At 73.8% G+C, this 22235-nt stretch carries 18 protein-coding genes and 1 riboswitch; of the genes, 5 read left to right on the forward strand and 13 right to left on the reverse strand.

Going from position 1 to position 22235, the window contains the following annotated elements; genetic code table 11:
- Positions 1 to 21: 21 nt before the first annotated feature.
- Genes Pdca_RS36530 through Pdca_RS30635 form a run of 5 tightly spaced genes read right to left on the reverse strand, consistent with a single transcriptional unit; the run spans position 22 to position 5462 of the window.
- A complete protein-coding gene (locus Pdca_RS36530) occupies positions 22 to 357 on the reverse strand; it encodes a siderophore-interacting protein (protein ID WP_232021295.1) in 336 nt (111 codons plus the stop codon).
- A complete protein-coding gene (locus Pdca_RS30620) occupies positions 312 to 890 on the reverse strand; it encodes a siderophore-interacting protein (RefSeq protein ID WP_197719854.1) in 579 nt (192 codons plus the stop codon). Before Pdca_RS30620 ends, Pdca_RS36530 begins: the two co-directional genes overlap by 46 nt.
- Positions 887 to 2641, reverse strand: coding sequence for an ABC transporter ATP-binding protein (locus tag Pdca_RS30625; protein WP_085910694.1), 1755 nt, complete (start codon positions 2639 to 2641; stop codon positions 887 to 889). Before Pdca_RS30625 ends, Pdca_RS30620 begins: the two co-directional genes overlap by 4 nt.
- Positions 2638 to 4497: an ABC transporter ATP-binding protein gene (locus Pdca_RS30630; protein WP_085910513.1), complete on the reverse strand. Its 1860-nt coding sequence runs from the start codon at positions 4495 to 4497 to the stop codon at positions 2638 to 2640. The genes Pdca_RS30625 and Pdca_RS30630 overlap by 4 nt, the downstream gene beginning before the upstream one ends.
- A complete protein-coding gene (locus Pdca_RS30635; RefSeq protein ID WP_158092026.1) occupies positions 4494 to 5462 on the reverse strand; it encodes an ABC transporter substrate-binding protein in 969 nt (322 codons plus the stop codon). Before Pdca_RS30635 ends, Pdca_RS30630 begins: the two co-directional genes overlap by 4 nt.
- Positions 5463 to 5540: 78 nt before the next feature.
- Here Pdca_RS30635 and Pdca_RS30640 point away from each other — a divergent pair, with 78 nt between their 5' ends.
- On the forward strand, positions 5541 to 6215 hold the full coding sequence (locus tag Pdca_RS30640; RefSeq protein WP_158092025.1) for a TetR/AcrR family transcriptional regulator: 675 nt from the start codon (positions 5541 to 5543) through the stop codon (positions 6213 to 6215).
- 7 nt (positions 6216 to 6222) lie between these two features.
- Here Pdca_RS30640 and Pdca_RS30645 read toward each other — a convergent pair whose 3' ends face one another.
- From Pdca_RS30645 to metE, 5 genes are all read right to left on the reverse strand, one after another.
- On the reverse strand, positions 6223 to 7203 hold the full coding sequence (locus Pdca_RS30645; RefSeq protein ID WP_125911623.1) for a DUF6925 family protein: 981 nt from the start codon (positions 7201 to 7203) through the stop codon (positions 6223 to 6225).
- Between the two features lie 44 nt (positions 7204 to 7247).
- Complete coding sequence (locus Pdca_RS30650) at positions 7248 to 8042, reverse strand: ABC transporter permease (protein ID WP_085910510.1); 795 nt, start codon at positions 8040 to 8042, stop codon at positions 7248 to 7250.
- Positions 8039 to 8992 carry an ABC transporter permease gene (locus tag Pdca_RS30655; protein ID WP_085910509.1) on the reverse strand — a complete coding sequence of 318 codons (954 nt, stop codon included), beginning with the start codon at positions 8990 to 8992 and terminating at the stop codon, positions 8039 to 8041. The genes Pdca_RS30650 and Pdca_RS30655 overlap by 4 nt, the downstream gene beginning before the upstream one ends.
- Entirely contained in the window at positions 8989 to 10515 is a 1527-nt protein-coding gene (locus Pdca_RS30660; RefSeq protein WP_232021296.1) for an ABC transporter substrate-binding protein, read from the reverse strand. Before Pdca_RS30660 ends, Pdca_RS30655 begins: the two co-directional genes overlap by 4 nt.
- A 116-nt stretch (positions 10516 to 10631) precedes the next feature.
- Entirely contained in the window at positions 10632 to 12938 is a 2307-nt protein-coding gene (metE, locus tag Pdca_RS30665) for a 5-methyltetrahydropteroyltriglutamate--homocysteine S-methyltransferase (protein ID WP_085910507.1), read from the reverse strand.
- A gap of 175 nt (positions 12939 to 13113) precedes the next feature.
- Positions 13114 to 13322: riboswitch (cobalamin riboswitch) on the reverse strand.
- A gap of 227 nt (positions 13323 to 13549) precedes the next feature.
- On the opposite strand from metE, the gene mdo reads away from it, so the two are divergent.
- The 4 genes from mdo to Pdca_RS30685 all read left to right on the forward strand — a co-directional run bounded on the left by mdo (position 13550) and on the right by Pdca_RS30685 (position 18509).
- Positions 13550 to 14842, forward strand: a complete 1293-nt coding sequence (mdo, locus tag Pdca_RS30670) for an NDMA-dependent methanol dehydrogenase (protein ID WP_085910506.1) — start codon at positions 13550 to 13552, stop codon at positions 14840 to 14842.
- A 135-nt stretch (positions 14843 to 14977) separates the two neighbouring features.
- Positions 14978 to 16249: an AAA family ATPase gene (locus Pdca_RS30675; protein WP_232021298.1), complete on the forward strand. Its 1272-nt coding sequence runs from the start codon at positions 14978 to 14980 to the stop codon at positions 16247 to 16249.
- Between the two features lie 10 nt (positions 16250 to 16259).
- A complete protein-coding gene (locus Pdca_RS30680; protein ID WP_085910504.1) occupies positions 16260 to 17801 on the forward strand; it encodes a VWA domain-containing protein in 1542 nt (513 codons plus the stop codon).
- Positions 17802 to 17906: 105 nt separating this feature from the next.
- Positions 17907 to 18509 carry a hypothetical protein gene (locus tag Pdca_RS30685; RefSeq protein ID WP_085910503.1) on the forward strand — a complete coding sequence of 201 codons (603 nt, stop codon included), beginning with the start codon at positions 17907 to 17909 and terminating at the stop codon, positions 18507 to 18509.
- A 13-nt stretch (positions 18510 to 18522) separates the two neighbouring features.
- On the opposite strand, the gene Pdca_RS30690 is transcribed toward Pdca_RS30685, so the two are convergent.
- From Pdca_RS30690 to Pdca_RS30700, 3 genes are read right to left on the reverse strand one after another with little or no spacing between them, the layout of a single operon-like run.
- Positions 18523 to 19197, reverse strand: coding sequence for a response regulator transcription factor (locus Pdca_RS30690; protein WP_085910502.1), 675 nt, complete (start codon positions 19195 to 19197; stop codon positions 18523 to 18525).
- Positions 19194 to 21383 (reverse strand): sensor histidine kinase, encoded by a 2190-nt coding sequence (locus Pdca_RS30695; RefSeq protein ID WP_085910501.1) that lies wholly within the window; start codon positions 21381 to 21383, stop codon positions 19194 to 19196. The genes Pdca_RS30690 and Pdca_RS30695 overlap by 4 nt, the downstream gene beginning before the upstream one ends.
- 36 nt (positions 21384 to 21419) lie before the next feature.
- Positions 21420 to 22163: a hypothetical protein gene (locus Pdca_RS30700; protein WP_085910500.1), complete on the reverse strand. Its 744-nt coding sequence runs from the start codon at positions 22161 to 22163 to the stop codon at positions 21420 to 21422.
- Positions 22164 to 22235 lie beyond the last annotated feature (72 nt).

A 22235-nucleotide genomic window follows, 5' to 3' on the forward strand; every position in this document is an offset into this window, starting at 1 on the left:
CACCTGATGGGATGAGACCGCTCACGGGGCGGTCTGGTCCGCCATCTGCTCGGTGGCGTCCGCCAGGTCCTGCTCGGTGGGCGCGTCGTCCTGGGTCAGGTCGGCCCGCCAGTAGCCGGTGAAGGCGACCGCGCGCTTGTCCAGGCCGCGATCGCCGACCAGATGCCTGCGCACCGCCCGGACCGCCGACGCCTCCCCCGCCACCCAGGCGAACACCTGGTCCGTGGCGTCCGGCAGCGGCACCGTCCGCACCGCGTCGAGCAGCGAGCCGGGCCGGTGCACCCAGTGCACGGTGAGCGCGGCCGGCGACCTCAGCTGCTGTTCCTCGGCCGGGCCTGCCACCTGCACCACCGCCACCGCGCCGACGTCGGCGGGCAGCGACTCCAGGGTCGCCGCGATCGCCGGGAGCGCGCCGTCTCGTCGCCGACCAGCAGCCGGACCGGCTGCCCGGACGGCGTCCGGTAGCCGGCGACGGCCGGGCCGAGCACGCCGACCACGTCACCGACCGCGGCACCGGCCGCCCACCGGCTCGCCGGACCGGCCGGGGCGTGCCCGTCGTCCAGCCCGTGCAGCACGAAGTCGATCACCATCCGGCCGCCGTCGGGATCCAGCGAGCGCACCGTGTACGACCGCATCCACGGCCTGCGCTCCTCGGGGACCGCCAGGTAGCGGGCGTACCACCCGGCGACACCGCTGCCGTCCTCCGGGGCGCCGGGAATCTCGGGGATCCCGCCGTCCCGGGCCAGGAACAGTTTCACCTGCTGGTCGGGCGCGATCGAGGTCGCACCGCGCCAGTCGTCGGACTCCAGGGTGATCCGGCGCATCAGCGGGGTCAGCGGCTCGACCCCGGCCACCCGGCCGAGGACGTAGGGGGGCAGTGGCTGGGTCACGGGCTCTCCTGTGGGGTGCGGGCCGGGACGAGCCGCCAGCCGCGGGCACGGCGGCGGGACTCCCAGAAGGTGGCGTAGCGGCCACCGAGCTCGAGCAGCTCGGCGTGCGTTCCCTGTTCGGCGATCCGGCCGTCGTCGAGCACGACGATCCGGTCCGCCCCGACCACCGTCGGCAGCCGGTGCGCGATCACCAGCACGGTGGAGCGCTGCGCGAGCACCCGCATCGACTCGGTGAAGAACCGCTCGTTCTCCGGGTCCAGGGCGGCGGTCGCCTCGTCGAGCAGCACGACGTCGGCGTTCTTGAGCAGCGCACGGGCGATCGACACCCGCTGGCGTTCCCCGCCGGACAGCGAGGTCCCGCCCTCACCGACCCGGGTCGCCCAGCCGTCCGGCAGCCGCCGCACGATCTCGGTGACGCCGGCCAGCAGGGCCGCCTCGGCCAGTTCGGCCGGGGCGGCGTCCGGCCTGCCGAGCCGGACGTTGTCCTCCAGCGTGCCGTCGAACAGGTAGACGTCCTGGAAGACCAGCGCCAGCTGGGCCATCAGGTCCTCGGTGGTCTGGTCGCGGACGTCGGCGCCACCGACCCGGACGGTCCCGGCGTCGACGTCCCAGAACCGGGCGATCAGCCGGGTCACCGTGGTCTTGCCGGATCCGGAGGCGCCGACCAGCGCGACCGTCGAGCGGGGCGGGATCCGCAGCGAGACCTCGCGCAGCACCGGCGCCCCCGGCTCGTAGCCGAAGCTCACCCGGTCCAGCTCGACGACGCCGGGCTCCGGCCGGGCGGCCGTCGTCTCCGGCTCCGGCAGCGCCTTCTCGGTCAGCACCGCGACCAGCCTGCGCAGGTCGTTGCGGGCGATCCGGACGATACCCGCGTAGTCGCCCACCTCGGCCAGCGGGCCGGTGAACCGGGCGGCCAGCGCGACCAGCGCGATCATCCGGACCGGATCGAGGGTGCCGCCCAGCGCGAGATAGGCGCCGGTGAGGATCAGCACGCTGAACGCGACCTGCACCGCGAACCCGCCCGCGACGATGCCGGCGGTCGCCAGCCACAGCGAGCGGCGCCCGGCGCGGCGCTGGCTCTCGATCGCGTCCTCCAGCGGGGCGTAGCCGCCCGCTCCGCGGCCGAAGGCGCGCAGCACCCGCTGGGCACGCGCGAACTCGACGACCCGGTTCCCGGCGGCGACCGCAGCGGCGTCGTCGAGCTCGTCGCCGCGCCCCACCCAGCCGGCCGCGAACCGGAACGCCAGCCAGAGCAGCGGCGCGCAGATCCCGGTGGCGACCGCGAGCCGCCAGTCGAACAGCAGCATCGCCAGCGCGATCGTGGCCGGGGTGGCGATCGCGACGACCAGCGGCGTCAGCAGGTGCGCGAACAGCCCGGCCACCATCATCGTGCCGCCGGTCACCAGCCGGGAGAGCCGGCCGACCCGCTCGGCGGAGAACCAGCCCAGCGGCAGCGCCGAGATGTGGTCGCCGAGCCGCTCGTGCATCGTCGTCAGCACCACCAGCGCCACACCGAAGCCGCGCATGGCCTGCACGTGGTAGGCGACGCACGCCAGTACGACGGCGATCAGCAGCGCACCGGTCCAGGTCCAGGCGGCCGCGGTGTCACCGACCAGCAGCGCCTCCAGGAACGGGACGAGCAGCACCGTCGCGATGCCCTGCAGCACCCCGAAGCCGATCACCCAGGCCAGGTAGGTGAACATCCGGCGGCGGTGCTGCGGGCCGAGGATCAGCAGCAGGTCGGAGATCATCGGGAGTCCTCCCCGGACCGGTGCGCGGCCCACATCGTGGCGTAGCGGCCCTGGGTGGCGAGCAGCTCGTCGTGCGTCCCGGACTCGACGATCCGCCCGGCGTCGACGACCGCGATCCGGTCGGCGCCGGTGATCGTCGAGAGCCGGTGCGCGACGACGATGACGGTGCGGCCGCGGGCCAGCTCGGACAGCGCGTCCTGGATCTCGGCCTCGGACTCCGGATCGGCGAACGCGGTCGCCTCGTCGAGCACCAGTACCGGGGTGTCGGCCAGCAGCGCGCGGGCGATCGACACCCGCTGCGCCTCGCCGCCGGAGAGCAGCGCGTCCTCGCCGACGACGGAGTCGTAGCCGCGGGGCAGCGCGAGTATCCGGTCGTGGATGCGGGCCGCCCGGCAGGCGTCGTGCAACTCCTCGTCGGTGGCGGCATCGGGGGTGGCATCGGGGGTGGCATCGGGGGTGGCGCCGCCGGACCCACCCGGCCGGCCGAGCCGGACGTTGTCGGCGACCGTGCCGTGCAGCAACTGCACGTCCTGCAGCACGAACCCGACGTGCCGGTAGAGCACCGCGGGATCGATGTCGCGGACGTCCACCCCGCCGATCCGCAGCTGCCCGCCGGCGACGTCGTGGAACCGGGCGACCAGCGTGGCCAGGGTGGTCTTGCTGGCACCCGACGGCCCGACCAGCGCGGTGACCGTGCCCGCCGGGCAGTCCAGGTCGATCCCGCGCAGCACCTCGGCACCGGCGCCGTAGGAGAACCGGACACCGGAGAACTCGACCCGGTGCCCGTCCGGCTCGCGCGGGCTCTCCGGCGCCGGCAGCACCGGGGTCGCCAGCAGCTCGTGGATGCGCAGCGCGGCGGCCGCGGCGGTGCGCCGGTTGGACGCGCCGAACCCGAGCGCCATGATCGTCGTCGGGACGACCAGCGAGACCAGGATGCCGGTCATCGCCTCGACCGGGGTGACCCAACCGGCGCCGACGAACCAGGCCGTGCCCGCGCAGGAGACGAGCAGCACCACCGGCGCCGAGATCGCCATCGTCGCGAACGCCTCGACCTGCAGCATCGGGCGGACGCACTCGGCGTAGAACCGGCCGAAGTCGCGGGCGGCGTCGGCGTAGCCGCGGTGCGCCCGGCGGGCCTGGCCGAACGTCTTGACCACCGCGATGCCGGACACGAACTCGACGACCGCCGAGCTGATCCGGGCGTTGCCGGTGTTCATCTGAGCGACCTTGGCGGTGTAGCCGCGCATCATCCACGCGTAGGCGGCCGCGTAGAACGGCAGCGTCACCAGCGCGAGCAGCGCCAGCCGCCAGTCCAGCCAGGCGAGGTAGCCGATCCCGGCGATCGGCAGCACCCAGGCGGCGACCCACTCGGCCGGATGATGCGCGACGACCTGGTGCAGGTCGTGCACGTCGTCCTGGGCGGCCTTGCGGACCACCCCCGAGGATCGCTCGGAGAACCAGCCCAGCGGCACCCGCCCCAGGTGGGCGACCATCCGGCGGCGCAGCAGCGCCTGCAGCCGGACGTCCGCGAAGTGGGTCAGTGCCAGCGCGAGGCCGCTGATCGCGCCGCGGGCGCCGAGCCCGCCGACGATCAGCCAGACCGCGCCGAGCACGACCGCGCGCTCCGGCGGTCCGGGCTCCAGCAGCGCCGCGGCCAGCCAGGCCAGCGCAACGAACGGCACCAGCCCGGCCGCCGCGCCGATCGCGGCCAGCACCTGCGCGGTGCGGATCGTGCCCCGGACCGGCCGGAGCAGCTCGGCCAGCGCGGCGGACTCGGCGCGGGCGCGGGCCTTCGGGTCCGGTTCCGGATCGATGCCCGGTTCGGGTGGGGCGTGCTCGACGGTGCTCGCGGTCATGAGGCCTCCAGGATCGGGCGCAGGGTCTCCAGCAGCACCGGGACCGAGGCGGGATTGGGGGTGAGCAGCAGTGCTGCGATGTCGGCGGAGACGACGTGCAGCCGCCCCTGCGCGGCGGCCGGGGTGCGTTCGACCAGCGGGTGCGTGCGCAGCGCCCGCTCGTCGTCGGCGGTCGGCGTACCGATGATCACCAGCTCGGCCGCACCGATCAGCGGGAGCTGTTCGCCCGCCAGCGCCACCATCCCCGCCTGCCACAGCGGCAGCGCGGCGACCTGCGGCTCCGGGGTCGCTCCGAGCCGTTCGAAGAACTCGACCGAGGGGCTGTGCGGGGCGGTGACGAGGTAGGCGGTCCCACCGACGAACTGGCCGAACAGGTAGCTGCCCGGTGCCGGGTGCTCGGTGACGAACCGGTCGATCGCGGCGGCCGAGCGGTCGATCAGATCCTGCGCCTCGGCCGGCTTGCCGAGCGCGGCACCGATCATCCGGGTCAGCTCGTCGCCCGGGTCCTGCAGCAGCTCGGTCCGGTACGACACGGTCGGGGCGATCGCCGCGATCTGCGGATGGACGGCGGCGAACGACGGCTGCGCGGTCGTCATCAGGATGAGATCGGGGCGCAGCGCCGCGATCGCCTCCAGATCGGGCTCGATCGAGTCGAGCACGCCCACCTCGGCCGCGCGGGGCGGATCGACACCCAGCCACCCACCGTCGTCGGAGACGGGATTGCGGACCGCTCCGACGATCGGGGCGCCGAGTGCGGTGGCGATCTGCTCGTCACCCGCGCCGAGCACGACGACCCGCTGCGGTGGCCCCGGGACCACCGCCTCCCCCTGCCCGTGCGGCACGGTCACCGGGAACGCGCCCGGCTCGCCGGGCGGGCCGGCCGGCTCCCCTGCCACCGGCCCGGCGCAGCCCGCAACCAGCACGAACGCCGCGACGACGACCGGAACCCATCCACGAACCCGCACAGCCACCTCCCGTTGATTAGGGAAACCTTAGCTATCCATGAATGGCGTTTGCAATCCCACCCGGCGTACGGTCCCGGAGTGTCGATCACTCCGGGACCACGCGCCGGGAACCGGCCGGGCCCCAAGCCACGGCTCACCCGGGACGAGATCGTGGAGGCGGCCGTCGAGGTCGGCGTGGAACGGCTGTCGGTGGCGGCCGTCGCGGAGCGGCTCGGTGTCGCGCCGGGCACCCTGTACCGCTACGTGGACGGCCTGGAGGAGATCGCCGCCGCCGCGGTCGAGCTGATCTTCGCCCGCTCCCCGCTGCCCCCGGCGGACCGGGGATGGCGCGCCTTCCTGGAGGACGAGGCGGCGCTGGCCTTCGACCTGCTGATGCGCTACTCGGGCCTGCTCCAGGACTTCGACGCCGATCTCGCCACCGTCTCCGGCAGGCGGATGCGGCGGATCATCGCCGTGCTGCGCGACGCCGGGTTCACCCCCGGCGCCGCGGTCCGGGTCGCCGACGCGGCGCTCGACATCGTCGCCGACGGTGCCGGCCAGGCCCGGTTCGTCCGTGGCCCGGACGGCGGCCCCGGCGACATCTCCGAGGCCGCGGCGGCCTACCTGGACTCGCTCGAGGAACCGGTCCGCTCCGAGGTGCTGGCGATCATGACCGCACCGAGGGAGCACGTGCTGGACAAGGTCGCGCTGGTACTCGACGGTGTGGAACGCCGGCGCGACACCGGCCGGGACGGCTACCGCGGGATCCGCTGAGGCCGGGTCACCCGGCGTTGCGGTCGCCGCCGGGATCCAGCAGGTCCGGCTCCGGGGCGGCCCGGCCGCGCCAGGTGGCGAGCACGTCCGGATCGGCGCCGGTGTGCGCGAGCACCCGCAGCGCGACGGCCTGCGCCGCCCGACCCGGCGCGTCGGCCGGGCGCCGGCCGGGCCGCTGTGCCGCGTGCACGGCGCGGGTCACCTCGGCGGTGATCGCCCGCTGGGCGGGGTCGCCGAACCGGGCGAGCAGCCGGTCGAACGCGGCGAGCCGGCCGGCGTCGAACGGGCGGCGGCCGCCGGTCAGATCGGTCAGCGGATGGGCCGGGTAGAGGTGCGCGCACGGCAGGTACCCGGCGGGGACCGGGACGGTCGCGGCATGCGTGCGCCCGGCGCGCAGCACGTCCGGGAGCAGGTGCGTGTGCGGACCGTCCGGTGAGCGCCCGTCCGGCGGCGGGATCGCCGCGTACACCTCGACCCGGCCGGCCGCGGTCAGGAACACCCGGTGCGGCCCGGCGGAGACCAGCGCTGCGGTGAGCCCGCCGTCCAGCGGTCCGCCCTGTGCCTCCCGCAACCGGCCCAGCAGCTCCGGATCGGCGGCGCGCACGCAGGCGTCCACCGTCGGCGTGCCCAGCCCCAGGTCGACGAGCACGCCGTCCCGGTCGTCGGCACGCAGCGCCCCGGCGTCCGGACCGAGCACGGTGACGGCCGTCCGGCCGGCCCGGCGCGCGGCGTCGGCGGGCAGGCACAGCGCGACCGCGTGGTTCCAGTGCTCCGCCGGGCCGACCGGCGTGCGGTAGGCGACCGGCCGGGTGCCCGGGGGCGGATCCACCCGGATCCCGCCCCGCCCGGTCAGCACGGTCCCGGGACCGGTCGTGACCGGCTCGCCCGGCAGCCGGACGAACTCCGCGATCGCGCCCGGTGCGCCCATGCTCCAGCCCGCGTCCGGGTCGTCGAGGTATCCGGTCAGCAGCTCCCGAACGGCGTCCATCCCCGCACCCTGCCCTCCCCCGGCGGCGGCCGGCACCCCCGGGATCACCGGGCGCCGACCCGGTCCCAGCGCCGTCCCCACCACAGGGCGATCCCCGCGGTCAGCACCACGGCCGCCGAGGGCACCAGCACCACCTGCGGCGCGGTGAAGAGGTACTCGCGCCCCTCCGCCACCATCGCGCCCCACTCGGCGACCGGCGGCTGGACGCCGAGCCCGAGGAACGACAGCCCGGAGACGGTCAGCAGGGTGCTCGCGAACCGGACGCAGGCGTGCGCGGCGAGGGGCGGCGCCAGGTTGCGCGCGACGTGCCCGCCCAGCACCCGCACCGGTCCGGCGCCGAGCGCCCTGGCGGCCGTCACGTACTCGCGGCCGATCTCGGCGAGCGTGAGCAGGTACACCTGCCGGGCGAACGGCGTCCAGGCGATCGCGGTCACCGCGACCAGCAGCGAGCCGGTCCCCGGGCCGAGTACGACCGCGGCCAGCAGCCCGAACAGCACCACCGGGATCGCCGCCAGCACGTCGACCAGGCGCATCACCAGTCGTCCGAACGGGCCGGTCACCGCGGCGAGCATCCCGACCGCCACCCCGACGGCACCGGTCAGCAGCACCGCGAACAGGCTCAGCCCGATCGTCAGCCGTCCGCCGTGGAGCAGCCGGGACAGCAGGTCACGGCCCAGCTGGTCGGTCCCCAGCGGGTGCGCGGCGGACGGCCCGGCGAGCAGGCCCGCGAAGTCGGCCCGGTCCGGATCGGGCAGCAGCAGCGGCCCGGCGAGCAGCACCAGCAGCCCGATCGCCAGCGCGACCGCCACCGGGACGGCGGATCCCCGGCGCCGGGTCATCCGGCCCGCTCCGCCGTGCGCCGGACCGGGTCCAGTGCGGTGGCGATCGCCTCCACCAGCACACCGGCCGTCACCGCCACCGCCACCACGATCAACGTCCCGGCCTGGATCACCGGCAGGTCCTGGGCCGGGACCGCGCGGTGCAACAGCCGGCCGAGGCCCGGGATGCCGAAGACCACCTCGACCACCACCGAGCCACCGAGCAGCCCGGCCACGAACATCCCGGCCAGCGCGGTCACCGAGGTGGTCGCCAGCCGGGCCCCGTGCCGCCACAACACGCGCTGCCCGGACAGGCCCTTCGACCGGGCCAGCAGCACGTGCGGGCGCTGCAGGATGCCGACCGTCTCGGCCCGGACCAGCTGCGCGGCGAGCGCCCCCGGATACGCGGCGAGGGTCAGCACCGGCAGCACCAGATGCGCCGGGTCGCCCCAGCCGATCGCCGGCAGCAATCCGGCCCACACCCCGAAGACCAGCACCAGCCACGGCGCGAGCACGAACTCGGGCACCGCGACCCCGACGATCGTCCCGGCGCCCAGGAACCGGTCCCAGCGGCCACCCGGGCGGCGGGCCGCGTACACCCCGGCCGGGATCCCGACGGCCGCGGCCAGCGCGAGCGCGAGCACCGTGAGCAGGCCGGACACCATCGCCGCGCTGCCGACCTGCTCGAGGACCGGGGTGCGGGACACGTAGCCGTAGCCGAGGTCGCCACGCAGCACGCCGCCGAGCCAGCGCAGGTACTGCTCGACGACCGGCCGGTCCAGCCCGAGCTCGACCCGCAGTCGCGCCTCGGTCGCCGGGTCCGGGACGGCCTCGGCGGTGCGTGCCCGCAGCACCGCGCGGGCCGGGTCCACCGCCATCCAGCGGGGCAACGCGAACACCAGCACCGACGCGGCGAGCAGCACCGGCGGCACGACCAGCAGCCGGCGCAGGAGGAGAAGGAGTCCGGTCACCCGGCCGGGATCAGCTGCGGCAGCACCGGCCGGACCTGCAGCGGGTCCGGGGTGAACCCGGTCGCGCCGCGCAGCACCGCGGTGTTGAGCGGGTGCACCAGCATCACCCCGACGGCGTCGGTGTCGAGCATCCCGGCCGCCTCGGCGAACAGCTGCCTGCGCTGCGCCGGGTCGACGGTGCCGTTGAGGCGGTCGACGAGCGCGTCGTAGGCGGGGCTGCAGTACTGGTCGATCGCGTAGCTGCCCGCGCAGGTGTAGTCCGAGGTGAGCGTGCTGGCCGCGTCCGGGAAGTCGGACAGGTAGCTGCGCGAGTTGAGGAACATGTCGTAGTTCCCGGCGAGCACCTCGGGCTCCTGGGCCTCGTAGTTGCCGACGGTGATCTCGACCCGGATCCCGGCCTCGCCGAGCATCGCCTGCACCGCGTTCGCGATGGTGGGCAGCTCCGGCCGGTTCGGGAAGGTCCACAGCTGCACGGTCAGCGGGTTCTCCGGGCCGTACCCGGCCTCGGCGAGCAGCGCCCGCGCCCGCTCGACGTCGGCGCCCGCCGGCGGCTCGGTCGCACCCCACGGGACCGCGGGGCCGAACAGGTCGGCGGCCGGCTGCGCGCTGCCCGCGAGCACCTGCCCGGCCAGCACCGGCCGGTCGATCGCCTCGGTCACGGCCCGGCGCACCCGCACGTCGTCGAACGGCGCGCGGGACTGGTTGAGCTGCAACGGCACCGTCCGTGCGCCCTCGTACTCGACGACCTCGGCGCCCGCCGAGCGGACCTGCTCCAGCTGCGCGGCGGGCAGGCCCTCGGCGAACTGGACGTCGCCCGCCTGCACGGCGAGCGCCCTGGCCTGCGGGTCCTCGACGTAGCGGACGGTGACCCGGGCGGCGCCTGCGGGCTCACCCCAGTAGCCGTCGAAACGGGTCAGCTCCGCGGACTCCACCCCGTTCACCGTCTCGAGCACCAGCGGCCCGGTCCCGCTGCGCAGGTAGTCGGGGGCGTCCCCGGCGGCGTATGCCGCCGGGGCGAGGATCGCGAGGTTGCCGCTGGACATCCGCAGCGGCATCACCGGGTCCGGCTCGGTGGTGCTGATCCGCACGGCGTCGGCACCGTCGGCCTCGATCTCGAACCCGATGTCGCGGATCGAGCGCGGCGGCGCCTCGACACCGGCGACGTAGCGCAGCGCGGTCACCACCGCCTCCGGGGTGAGTGGGGTGCCGTCGTGGAACTCGACACCCGGGCGCAGGGTGAACCGCCACGAGTCGCCGTCCTGCTCCCAGCCGGTGGCGAGGCCGGGGGCGGCCGCGGCCTCGTCGTCCACCGTGGTCAGCGTCTCGCCGACCCCCAGGAAGCTGAGCAGCTTGCCGTCGTCGGCGTCGAAGGCGTAGTCGGCGCGGGGCGGGAACTGCAGTGCCACGGTCAGCTCACCGGCGGGATCGGGGGTCCCACCGCCGGACGGGGAGCCGCAGCCGGCCAGGAGCAGCGCTGCGGCAGTGGTCAGGGCGGCGAGCACTCGCACGCCCGGGGTCGTCACGATCACAGGCCATGCCTACATCTGCAGACCTGTTCACTCAACAGAACGTGAGGGATGCCCCCGCGGCGCACACCGTGACGGCCGGTCCGGTGCGACGCCGCGGGGGCGCACCGGCGTCAGCCGGTGGTCTGTGCCCGGACCCGGCGGGCGGCCGCGACCAGGTTGGTGAGCGCCTCGACGGTCTCCGGCTCACCGCGGGTCTTCAGCCCGCAGTCCGGGTTCGCCCAGAGCCGCTCCGAGCCGATGTGCCGCAGCGCCGCGGTCAGCTGGCCGGCCAGCTCGTCGGTGTCCGGGACCTCCGGCGAGTGCACGTCGTAGACGCCCGGCCCCAGCCCGCGCGGGATGCCGGGTCCGAGATCGGCGAGCACCTCCATCCGCGATCGTGCCGCCTCGACGGTGGTGACGTCGGCGTCCAGGCCGTCGATCGCGCCGACCACCTCACCGAACTCCGAGTAGCACAGGTGGGTGTGGATCTGGGTGCCGTCCACGACCCCGCCGGTGGACATCCGGAACGCGTCCACCGCCCAGTCCATGTACGCGGGACGGTCCCGCTCGTGCAGCGGCAGCAGCTCGCGCAGCGCGGGCTCGTCCACCTGGATGATCCGGATGCCGGCGGCCTCCAGATCGACGACCTCGTCGCGCAGGGCCAGCCCGACCTGCCGGGCGGTGTCCCCCAGCGGCTGGTCGTCGCGCACGAACGACCAGGCCAGGATCGTGACCGGCCCGGTCAGCATGCCCTTGACCGGCTTCTCCGAGAGCGACTGCGCGTAGGTCGCCCACTCGACGGTGATCGGGTTGCCGTCGCGGCGGGACACGTCCGAGTGCAGGATCGGCGGCCGCACACAGCGCGAGCCGTAGGACTGCACCCAGCCGAGCTCGGTGGTGGCGAAGCCGTCCAGGTTCTCGGCGAAGTACTGGACCATGTCGTTGCGCTCGGGCTCGCCGTGCACGAGCACGTCCAGCCCGATCTCCTCCTGCAGCGCCACCACCCGGGCGATCTCCCGGCGCATCCGCTCGGTGTACTCGCCCGCGTCGATCCGGCCGGCCCGGTGGGCCGCCCGGTCCTTGCGGATCTCGGCGGTCTGCGGGAACGAGCCGATCGTGGTGGTCGGCACGTCCGGCAGGCCCAGCGCCTCGCGCTGCACCTTCGCCCGGACGTCGCCGGCACCGCGCCGGTAGTGGTCGGCACCCAGCTCGGCCAGCCGGGCCCGGACGCTCTCGTTGCGGCGGGCGGCCGCCGCGACCCGCTCGCGGGTCGTCTTCGCGGCGTCGAACTCGGCGGCCACCGCCGACCGGCCCTCGTGCAGCGCACGGCCGATCAGCACCACCTCGTCGACCTTCTGCCGGGCGAACGCCAGCATGTCGGCGACGTCGCCGGGCAGCGACGTCTCCACCGACAGGTCGTAGGGGACGTGCAGCAGCGAGCACGACGTCGAGATCTCCACCCGGCCCGCGACGCCGACCAGCCGCGACGCGGTGACCAGCGCGGCGTCCAGGTCGGTGCGCCACACGTTGCGGCCGTCGACGACACCGGCCAGCACGAGCTTGCCGCCGATGCCCTCGATGCCGTCGATCCCGTCCAGGTCGGACGCGCCGGCGACCAGGTCCAGGGCCAGGCCCTCGACCGCCGTCGAGGCCAGCACCGGCAGCGCCGGGCCGAGCTCGCCGAAGTAGGACGCGACCAGGATCTTCGGCCGGCGCGGCGCGGCGGCGAGCCGGTCGTAGGCCTTGCGCAGCGCGGCGATCTCGTCCTCGGAGCGGTCCGCGGCGAAGGCGGGCTCGTCGAGCTGGACCCACTCGGCGCCGGCGTCGGCCAGCTCCGCCAGCAGGTCCCGGTAGACCTCGACCAGCGGGCCGAGCAGGTCGAGCGGCCGGAAGCCCTCCGGCGCCCCCTCGGCGGGCTTCGAGAGCAGCAGCAGGGTCACCGGCCCGACCAGCACCGGGCGGGTCACGACGTCGGAGCGCAGCGCCTCGCGGAACTCCTCGATCGCCTTGCGCGATCCGGGCGCGAGCCGGGTGTCCGGGCCGATCTCGGGAACCAGGTAGTGGTAGTTCGTGTCGAACCACTTGGTCATCTCGCAGGCCGGAGCACCGGTCCGGCCGCGGGCCATCGCGAACAGCCGCTCCAGCGGGTCGCTGATGCCTGCGAAACGCTCCGGGACGGCGCCGACCGCGAGCGCGGTGTCCAGAATGTGGTCGTAGAACGAGAACGTGTTGCCCGGGACCTGGTCCAGCCCCGCATCGCGCAGCGTGGTCCAGGTGTCGCGGCGCAGACCTGCCGCCACCTCGTGCAGCGCCGAGGCGTCGGACCGGCCGGCCCAGAACGCCTCCTCGGCACGCTTCAGTTCCCGGTTCGGCCCGATCCTGGGGTAGCCCAGGACGGTGCTGCCGGTACTGGAAACGGACGGCACAGAATTGGCCATACTCACAGCCCTCTCTCCTCGCGAGCGCGGTGGAGGACCCGTCACCGCCGGAGCAGGGCACGACGGCACGTCCCGGACGCATCCACACCGGTGCCGACTGTGGCGCCGGCGGGCACGGTGCGCACCCGGTCGTCCGTTCGGCCCTCCCTCGAGGCCACGGATCCGCGCACGCCGGTCGGCGCACGCACCGGCGGCAGGTATTCGGACTCGTGGGCGTCGTGCTCGTGCCTACTGGCCGTCGCTTCCCGGGTCGGTTCCCAGTGCTGATGACGGCGGTCGTTCCCACTCACCGCTGCGGGGCAGTCCCGGATTCGCACCGGGTTCCCTGTTGTCTCGCGGCACCCCCCGCGGGGAGCGCCACGAACCGTCGGCGGACCGACCATAACCCACCGGGCGCAGTCCCCGGACTGTTGCCTTTTCCTGACTGTTGCCATATCTTGGCAACACGTCGCCCTCCCCTCGGTCGAGGGCGACCTAACCCTGCCCCCCTCCGTTCAGACGGGTCCCCTGCCTGGTCTGCCGAGGGGTAATCGCGATCACCCCTGTGCCCGGGACCACAACCGGTCCTAGCGTGCGGCTCGACCCCACCCGCGTGCTCAGAAAGGGCTGCCATGCAGGTAGACGAGCTGCTCAAGCCGTTCCCCATCAAGGAGTTCCACCCGTTCCCCCGGGCGCTGATGGGTCCCGGCGCGCACGAGCTCATCGGCCCGGAAGCCCTCAAGCTCGGCTTCAAGAAGACGCTGGTCATGACGTCGGGCCTGCGCGGCACCGACATCGTTCACAAGATCGTCGAGTCGATGAAGTACCACGGCCTCGAGGTCGTCGTGTACGACCAGGTCGAGTCGAACCCCAAGGACTACAACGTCATGGACGCTGTGGGCCTCTACCAGCAGAACAAGTGTGACTCGTTCGTCTCGATCGGCGGCGGCTCCTCGCACGACGCCTGCAAGGGCGCGCGCGTCTCGGTCGCCCACGACGGCCGCAACGTCAACGAGTTCGAGGGCTTCAACAAGTCCGAGAACCCGGCGAACCCGCCGCACATCGCGGTCTCGACGACGGCCGGCACCGGCTCCGAGACCTCGTGGGCGTACGTGATCACCGACACCACGACCGACCCCGACAACCCGCACAAGTACGTCGCGTTCGACGACGCCTCGGTGACCACCCTGGCGATCGACGACCCGGTGCTCTACTTCGACTGCCCGATCGACTACACCGCGCAGTGCGGCTTCGACGTGCTCGCGCACGCCTCCGAGCCCTACGTCTCGCGGCTGGACTTCCAGCCGTCGCTCGGCAACGCGCTGCACGCGATCAAGCTCACCTCGCAGAGCCTGCGCAAGGCCGTGTGGAACGGCCAGGAGCTCTCCGGCCGCGAGGGCATGATGTACGCGCAGTACATCGCCGCCCAGGCGTTCAACTCCGGTGGCCTCGGCATCATCCACTCGATCAGCCACGCGGTGTCGGCGTTCTACGACACCCACCACGGCCTGAACAACGCCATCGCGCTGCCCCGCGTGTGGGCGTTCAACATGCCGGTCGTCTACGAGCGCTTCGCCGACATCGCCGAGGCGATGGGCGTCGACACCCGTGGCATGACCAAGCCGCAGGCCGCCGACGCCGCGCTCGCCGCGTCCATCCGGCTGCTGCGCGACGTGGGCATCCCGGAGAAGTTCGCCGACGTCAAGCAGGACACCTACTCGAAGAACCGGCTGGGCATCGGCCCGACGAAGTTCTACGAGAACGCGCCGACCATCGTCGGTGACGCCGCGGACGTCGACCGCATCACCAACCACGTCCTGGGTGACGCCTGCACCCCGGGCAACCCGAAGGAGTGCACCTTCGAGACCGTCCGCCCGGTCGTCGAGCACTCCATCAACGGCGATCTGGACGACCTGCTCAGCTGATCGTCCGGCCGGCCCGATCCCAGTTCGCGCCAGCGGGCCCACCCGCGCGAGGTCATACTCGCGATGGGTGGGCCCGTCGGCTGCGCGGCCCGCCGCACCACGACTCCGGTGCGGCCTGTGAAGGAGATTCCCAGCGTGACTCCCGTTCCCGACTCCACGAGCGCTGAGAGCCCCGTGCCGGACACGGCGCCGTTCGAGTCCGTCGACCAGGTCGTGGAGACCCTGCGCGAGCAGGGCTACATCGCCGACACCCGGCTCGCGACCACGGTCTTCCTGCTCACCCGGCTGGACAAGCCGCTGCTGCTGGAGGGGCCGGCCGGTGTCGGCAAGACCGAGCTGGCGAAGATGCTCGCGCTGGCCACCGGACGCCGCCTGCTGCGCCTGCAGTGCTACGAGGGGCAGGACGAGACCAAGGCCCTGTACGAGTGGGACTACGGCAAGCAGCTCATGTACACCCAGATCCTGCGCGAGAAGATCGGGCAGGTCGTCGAGGACGCCCCGGACCTGGAGTCGGCCGTCGACCGGATCGGGTCGCAGGAGAGCGTCTTCTTCTCCGAGCGGTTCCTGGCGCCGCGCCCGCTGCTGGAGGCGATCCGGTCCGAGCAGCCGTGCGTGCTGCTGATCGACGAGGTCGACCGCGCCGACGAGGCCCTGGAGGCGGTGCTGCTGGAGACGCTGGGCGAGTACCAGATCTCGGTGCCCGAGGTCGGAACCTTCGTCGCCAAGCACCGCCCCTACGTGCTGCTGACCTCGAACAACACCCGTGACCTCGCGGCCGCGCTGAAGCGCCGCTGCCTGCACCTGTTCCTCGACTACCCCTCGGCCCAGCGCGAGCTGGAGATCGTGCGGTCGAAGAAGACCGGGCTCACCGACCAGCTGGCGGAGGAGCTCGTCGGGGTGGTGCGCGGGCTGCGCGAGCTGGAGCTGCGCAAGGCACCGTCGATCTCGGAGACCATCGACTGGGCGCGCACCCTGGCCGTACTCGGGGTCGAAGAGCTCGACTCGCAGATCCTGTCGGACACCGTCTCGGTCGTCGTGAAGTACGACAAGGACGTCCGCAAGGCACTCGACGCGATCCCGCGCCTGGTCGACCCGAACGCGGTCGTCACCGAGCACGGCCACGGGCACGGACACGGCCATGGCCACGGGCACGATGGGGACCACTCGCACGACGACGAGCCGCCGCGCGGCAGCGACCGGCCCCGCGACGGTGACCGGCCCCGCACCGACGATCCGGACGACGGTGACGTCGACGGCCGCGCCCGCCGCGCCGCGAAGGACCAGCCCGGCCGGCACGCCGACGGCTACGGCAACACGGCCGCTGCCGGACGAGCCGCCCCACCGCTGCGGAGCGTGACCCCCGGCCAGGGGGCCCGGTCGTTCGGCGCCCGCAAGCGTCCGCTCTGAGGGCCGCGACGTGGAAGCGAGCATCCACCGCTTCGTCCGGCTCCTGCGGATCCGGGCGGTACGCATCTCGGTCTCCGAGGCCCTGGACGCGATGGCCTGCGCCGCCCAGCCGGGGGTGCTGTCCGACCGGGGCGTCCTGAAGGAGGCGCTGCGCGTCGCGCTGGTGAAGGACCGGCGCGACGAGGCCACCTACGACGAGGTCTTCGACCTGTTCTTCTCCCTGGTCAAGGTCGGCGAGTCGGACACCGGCCACGGCCACGGGCACGGGCACGGCGACATGACCGACGACACGCCGCTGGAGAACTTCACGCTGTCCGAGGAGCCGTCGGAGACCCCGCAGGAGGGGCACGACCACGGCACACCGGCCGACATCCGGGACTTCTTCGACCCGGAGGACCTGGCCGAGCAGTACAACCTGCACCAGGAGGCCAACAAGATCGACATGGCCTCGATGACCGACGAGATCGTGCTCTCCAAGGAGCAGGCGGGCGACGTCGCCGAGGGGCAGCGGGTGCAGATCGAGACCGACCGGTTCTCCGGTGGCGGTCTGCCCGGCGACATCTCGCAGGCCCAGGGCACCAAGGTCGACGCCGATCTCTCGGTCGCCCAGCAGGACGCGCTGCTGGGCTGGCTGTCCTCCGCGGAAGACGCTGTGGACGCCTCCACCTATGGCACCGAGGACGACGCCGCCGCGCTGCGCAGGCGACTCACCGGGGTGCTGGAGAACCTCCCCGAGCTGCTGAAGGCGCATCTGGAGAAGCTGCTGGAGATCGAGCAGCGGATCGTCGAGGGGCACGACGACGCCGAACGCGTCGCCGAGGTCGACCGGGCGTCGGAGACCGAACGGATGCAGCTGGAGGACTCGCTGCGCCGGCTCGCCAAGTCGTTGCACGGCGCGTTGACCCACCGGCGCCGGGTGTCCCCGCGCGGCCGGATCGACTCGGCCAGGACCATGCGCCGCAACATGCGCTACGACGGGGTGCCGTTCGCCCCGGTCACCGTGGCGCGGCAGGAGGACAAGCCACGACTGGTGGTGCTCGCCGACGTCTCGCTGTCGGTCCGGGCCACCGCCCGGTTCACCCTGCACCTGGTGCACGGGCTGCAGGACCTGTTCGGCCAGGTGCGTTCGTTCGCGTTCGTGGCCGACCTGGTCGAGGTGACCGACCTGTTCGCCGATCATCCGGTCGAGCACGCACTCGGGCTGGTCTTCGGCGGCGACCAGCTCGACGTCGACGCCAACTCGGACTACGGCCTGGCGTTCGGCCAGTTCCTGGAGGACCACGGGTCGGCGGTCACCCGGCGGACCACCGTGCTGGTACTCGGCGACGGCCGCGGCAACGGCAACGACCCGAACACCGAGGCGTTCATCGAGATCACCCGCCGCGCGCGGGAGACGATCTGGCTGACCCCCGAGCCCCGCTACTCCTGGGGACTGGGCCGCTGCGACCTGCCCACCTACGCCGAGTTCTGCGACCGCGTCCGGGTGGTCCGGGACCTGTCGGGCCTGGAGACGACGACCAACGAGATGGCAGGTGAGCTGATCGGCCGCTGAGCGGCGTCCAGCACGCGTGTTCTAGGCCGTTCGACCGAATCATCATCACGTTCCGTCCTCGCGGAGGTACAGTCGGTCGTCCCCCCTGAGAAGGAGCGTCCCGCGATGGGTGACGGTGGGCTCGTGGTACGCATGCTCGCGCGCATGTGCACCGCGCTGTGGGGATACATGCCGGGGGTGATCCCGGCGATGGTGGCGACGATGGGTAACGGGCCGGCGCTGCGCTGGTTCGCGCTGAACTTCCCGCGGTTCCTCGTGACGCTGCGGGTGCTCGGGCCCATCCGGACCCATCTCGCCGGGCTCACGATCTCCCTGGCGAACGGCTGCGTCTACTGCGCCTACGGCCGGGCGCACGCCCTGGAACTGATCTGGCTGCGCGACCGGGGGCGGCTGTTCCCGCTCGACGCGCGCACCCTGGAGAGCTGGAACGGCCTGTCCCGGCACGAGATCGCGGTCCGGCTGCGCGCGGTGCTGGAGGAAGCCGGGCTGCACGCCGAGGTGATCTGGGTCGACCGCACGCTGGCCCTGGTCGAGGGCCTCCCGCCGATCGACGCGACCGAACGCCGCATCGCGCACCTGTGCCGGATGGTCGGCACCATGAACGCGATCGCGGTCGCCGCGGGCACCGTCCCCGACGGCGCGCACGACCCGGTGAACAAGGACACCGCGCTCAAGGCCCGGCTGGTCGCGGCACACGACGCCGTCTGAACCGTCGGTGGCGTCAGCCTGCCTCGTCCGGACCGCCGAGCCCGGCGGCCCTGGCCCGCGCCACTGCACCGGCCCGGCCCTGCTCCCCGAGCTTGGCGACGATCGTCGAGGTGTGGTTCCGGACGGTCTTGGGGCTGATCCGGAACCGATCGGCGATCGCGGCGTTGGTCAGCCCCCGGGCCATGAGGTCGAGCAGCTCCCGCTCCCGTTCGGTCAGTCCGGGCAGACCACCCGCCGCCGCCCCCGGCGTTCGCGCTCCGGTGACCCGGGCGGCGAGATGTTCGGTCGCCGCAGCGGCGAACACACCGGCCCCGCCCGCGGCGGCGTGCACCGCGCGGAGGATCTCGTCCCGGTCGGCGCCCTTGAGGAGGTAGCCGCGGGCACCGGCGCGGACCGCGGCGAGCACCGACGCACTGTCGTCGTACATGGTCAGCATGACGATGCGCACCGACGGCGTCGCGCCGAGGATCCGCCGGGTCGCCTCGATCCCGTTGAGGCCGGGCATGGTGACGTCCATCAGGACGACGTCCGGCACCGTCTCGGCCGCGAGCGCCACCACCTGCTCCCCGGCCCCGGCCTCTCCCACGAGCTGCACCGACGGGTCCGAACCGAGCACCGCACGCAGTCCGTAGCGGACCGTCGGGTGATCATCGGCGACCAACACGCGTACCCGGCTCGATTCGGTCACTTCGCGCCCCCGTCGCCGTCTCGCGGGAGCGGCAGCCGGGCCAGCACGACCGTCCCGGCGGCCGCTCCCGACCGCATCTCGCACCAGCCGCCGAGCTCCTCGGCGCGTTCCCGCATGGATGCCGTTCCGACCCCGGCGCCGGCGTCCGGCGCCGGACCGCGGCCGTCGTCGGTGATCTCCAGGTCGAGACCATCTCCCGTGTGGCGAACGGTCACCGCGCAGCACGTGGCGCCCGCGTGCCGCGCGACGTTCGTCATCGCCTCCACCGCGATCCGGTAGACGGCCGACTGCACGGCGGCCGGTGACGACGACAGATCCGCGACGTCCACCCGGACCTCCAGCCCGTGGCGGCGATGTGGCTCCGCAGCCTGGTCGAGCGCAGCGGCGAGGCCCGCGTCGTCGAGCGCCGGCGGGCGGAGCTCCCTGGCGAGCCGGCGCACCTCGTCGAGCGCCTGCCCGCACAGACCGCCCAGGTCGCCGAGCAGCCGGTCGGCAGCAGCGGGATCGGTCTCCAGCAGCGACCGGGCCGCGCCGATCACCATCATCTGCCCGCCCAGCGCCGGCCCGAGCGAGTCGTGCAGGTCTCGGCGGAGCCGCCTGCGTTCCTCCTCGCGGGCCGTGACCAGCTGGGTCCTGGCACGTTGCAGGTCGGCCGCGAGCATCCGGAGACGGTCGGACTCCCGTGCCGCGTACAGCGCTGTCCCGCAGTGCCCGGCGAGATCGGCGAGCAGCCGCAGGTCGGCCGCCGCGAACCGCTCCCCGGGGCTGCGCCTGCCGACGAGCAGCCGGCCCACGTACTCGCCCCGGTGGGTGAGGTCGACACCGTCGACCGGGGTCCCCGACCGGCCGGAGCAGGCCAGCAGCCGCTCGCCGGTGCCATCGGGTACCGACACCGCTGCGCAGGGCACGCGCAGCGCCTCCCGCACGGCGTCGACCAGCGCCGGAGCGACGTCCTCCGGCAGGAGCGTCCCGCGCAGCCGGTCGCCCAGCCGGGCGAGCGCCCGGTGGGGGTCGCCCCGCTCGCCGAGCACCAGCCGCTCCACCCGCGTCTGCACGACGGCGCGTACCGGCGCGAACGCCAGCGCCACCAGCGCCGCGGCGAGGACCGACAGCGCCGGGTTCCCGATCGGCCAGAGGCTGCCGACACCTCCGACGACGAGTGCGTACACGACGACGACGAACGCCGTCAGCACACCGTGCACCACGGTGCGGCTCACCCACAGGTCGATCTCGAAGAGCCGGTACCGCAGCACCGCCGCCGCGATCGCCGCGGGCACCAGCGCCAGTACAGCACTGCTCAGCGGCAGCACCACGGCGTACGAGGCGAGCCCGGCCGGGCTCGCCTCGTGAATCAGCGAGCGCAGCGGGGTGGCGATGAGCACGACGGCCAGGACGAACCAGGCCATGACCGCAGCGAGCAACCAGCGCGCCTGCAGCCGTTCGACCGGGCCGGAGACACGCACGTACCGAAACACCTGGGCGGCGACGCAGCTGCCGAACAGCAGCATGATCGCCACGTCCTCGGCGGGGCTCCATCCCGCGGCCCGACCGTCGTCATCGACGAGGGAGGCCGCCGCCAGCAACACCAGCCAGCCGGCGAACGGCCAGCGTGCCCAGGACGGCACGAACCGGCCGTCGGGGAAGACGTACGCGGCCAGGAACAGCGGCACGATGCCCAGCCCCTGCAGACGCCGGCCCAACCCGCCTGCCTGCGGGAACAACGCGTCCGCGACCAGCGCCAACTCGGACCCGAGCGTCCCGAACAGCACCAGGGAGAGCCCCAGATGGAGCCGGTACGGGGAGGGCTCACCGCGCAGGACGAGCCATGCCGCGACCGCCGACACGGCTGTCGTGGCGAGCGCGACGGCCACGTAGCCCACCGCCCACCAGCGCACGTCGACACCCCAGGCCGCCAGGACCGCCCGCCCGGCGGGAGAGGTCCACGGGGCGAAGGTCACCTCCGGCAGTGCCGGTGCACCGGTCACGGTCAGCACACCGACGGCCAGCTGGGCCCCGAGCAGGACCGTGCCGACCGCGACGACCGCCGTCCGGGCGACGCCGAGGAGCCGCCTGCTCTGCACCGGCGGGGCCGGGCCCGGCCCGCCGTCGCCGGCCACCATCGGGGCCGCGCCGATGGACCCGGCGGCTCCCGCCGGGCCGGCAGCTCCCGTCGTCCCTGTCGCCACAGCGGCCGCCTCGGAACTCGTCGCGCACGGACCTGCTCACGGGTCGGTCCGACCGGACGAGGGCGTGAGCCGGGGTCCCGATCGCCAGCAGTACACCGCGAGCACCACCAGCGTGGCCATGAAGGCCGCGTGCAGCAGATCGTAGAGCAACCCGCCCCCGACCAGGAACATCGCGACGAGGGCGAGCACCGTCGTCGCGGGCAGCCACCGGGGGACGGTGCGCGACCGCCACAGCGCGACGGCCAGCAGCACCGTCCCCACCGAGGCGAGCAGGAACCCGGCGAGCTGCGGGCCGAACGACCGCATCGCGTCGGCCTGCACCGCGTCGAACAACGCCACCGACGCCGCCGGGTCGTCCAGCGGGAGGGTCGCGAACCAGCTCGACACCCCGAACGCGAAGAAGCCGGCGGCGAAGGAGATCCCACCGAGGACCGTCAGGGCCGCACCCGAGGTCGCCGACGCGTACCCGCGACCGGCCGGGACGACCAGGCACACGACCAGACCGAGTGCCACGAACACGGCTCCGGTGGCGATGCCGCCCACGGCGCCGAACAACCACACCGCCTCCCGGACGGCGAGCACCGCCGCGCGATCGGCCGTCGCGTCGGCGGCCAGGGGGCGGACGAGCAGGTTGACCGCAGCGACCGCGGCGGCGATGGCGAGCCCGGCCGCGGCGACCCGTGCCCGGCCGGCCGTCCGCGCGACCGGCCGGGGCGCCTCCGCCGCTGCGGGCCGGGTCGGCCGGCGGGTGTCACGGGCGGACGGTTCGAGTGGATGCATGTCGGCTCCCGGGTCCGGGTGGGGTTCGGTGACCAGGTTCGGGGAGCCACCGTCCCGGGCGACAGGGTCGCG

Origin of the sequence: Pseudonocardia autotrophica, assembly GCF_003945385.1 — a bacterium.
In the GTDB taxonomy this organism is placed as follows: Bacteria; Actinomycetota; Actinomycetes; order Mycobacteriales; family Pseudonocardiaceae; genus Pseudonocardia; species Pseudonocardia autotrophica.

What these genes read in the sequence shown, in the direction of transcription:
- Pdca_RS30625 (WP_085910694.1), bottom strand. Translation starts at nt 2,641, where the DNA reads ATGATCTCCGACCTGCTGCTGATCCTCGGCCCGCAGCACCGCCGCCGG.
- Pdca_RS30630 (WP_085910513.1), bottom strand. Translation starts at nt 4,497, where the DNA reads ATGACCGCGAGCACCGTCGAGCACGCCCCACCCGAACCGGGCATCGAT.
- Pdca_RS30645 (WP_125911623.1), bottom strand. Translation starts at nt 7,203, where the DNA reads ATGGACGCCGTTCGGGAGCTGCTGACCGGATACCTCGACGACCCGGAC.
- Pdca_RS30650 (WP_085910510.1), bottom strand. Translation starts at nt 8,042, where the DNA reads ATGACCCGGCGCCGGGGATCCGCCGTCCCGGTGGCGGTCGCGCTGGCG.
- metE (WP_085910507.1), bottom strand. Translation starts at nt 12,938, where the DNA reads ATGGCCAATTCTGTGCCGTCCGTTTCCAGTACCGGCAGCACCGTCCTG.
- mdo (WP_085910506.1), top strand. Translation starts at nt 13,550, where the DNA reads ATGCAGGTAGACGAGCTGCTCAAGCCGTTCCCCATCAAGGAGTTCCAC.
- Pdca_RS30685 (WP_085910503.1), top strand. Translation starts at nt 17,907, where the DNA reads ATGGGTGACGGTGGGCTCGTGGTACGCATGCTCGCGCGCATGTGCACC.
- Pdca_RS30700 (WP_085910500.1), bottom strand. Translation starts at nt 22,163, where the DNA reads ATGCATCCACTCGAACCGTCCGCCCGTGACACCCGCCGGCCGACCCGG.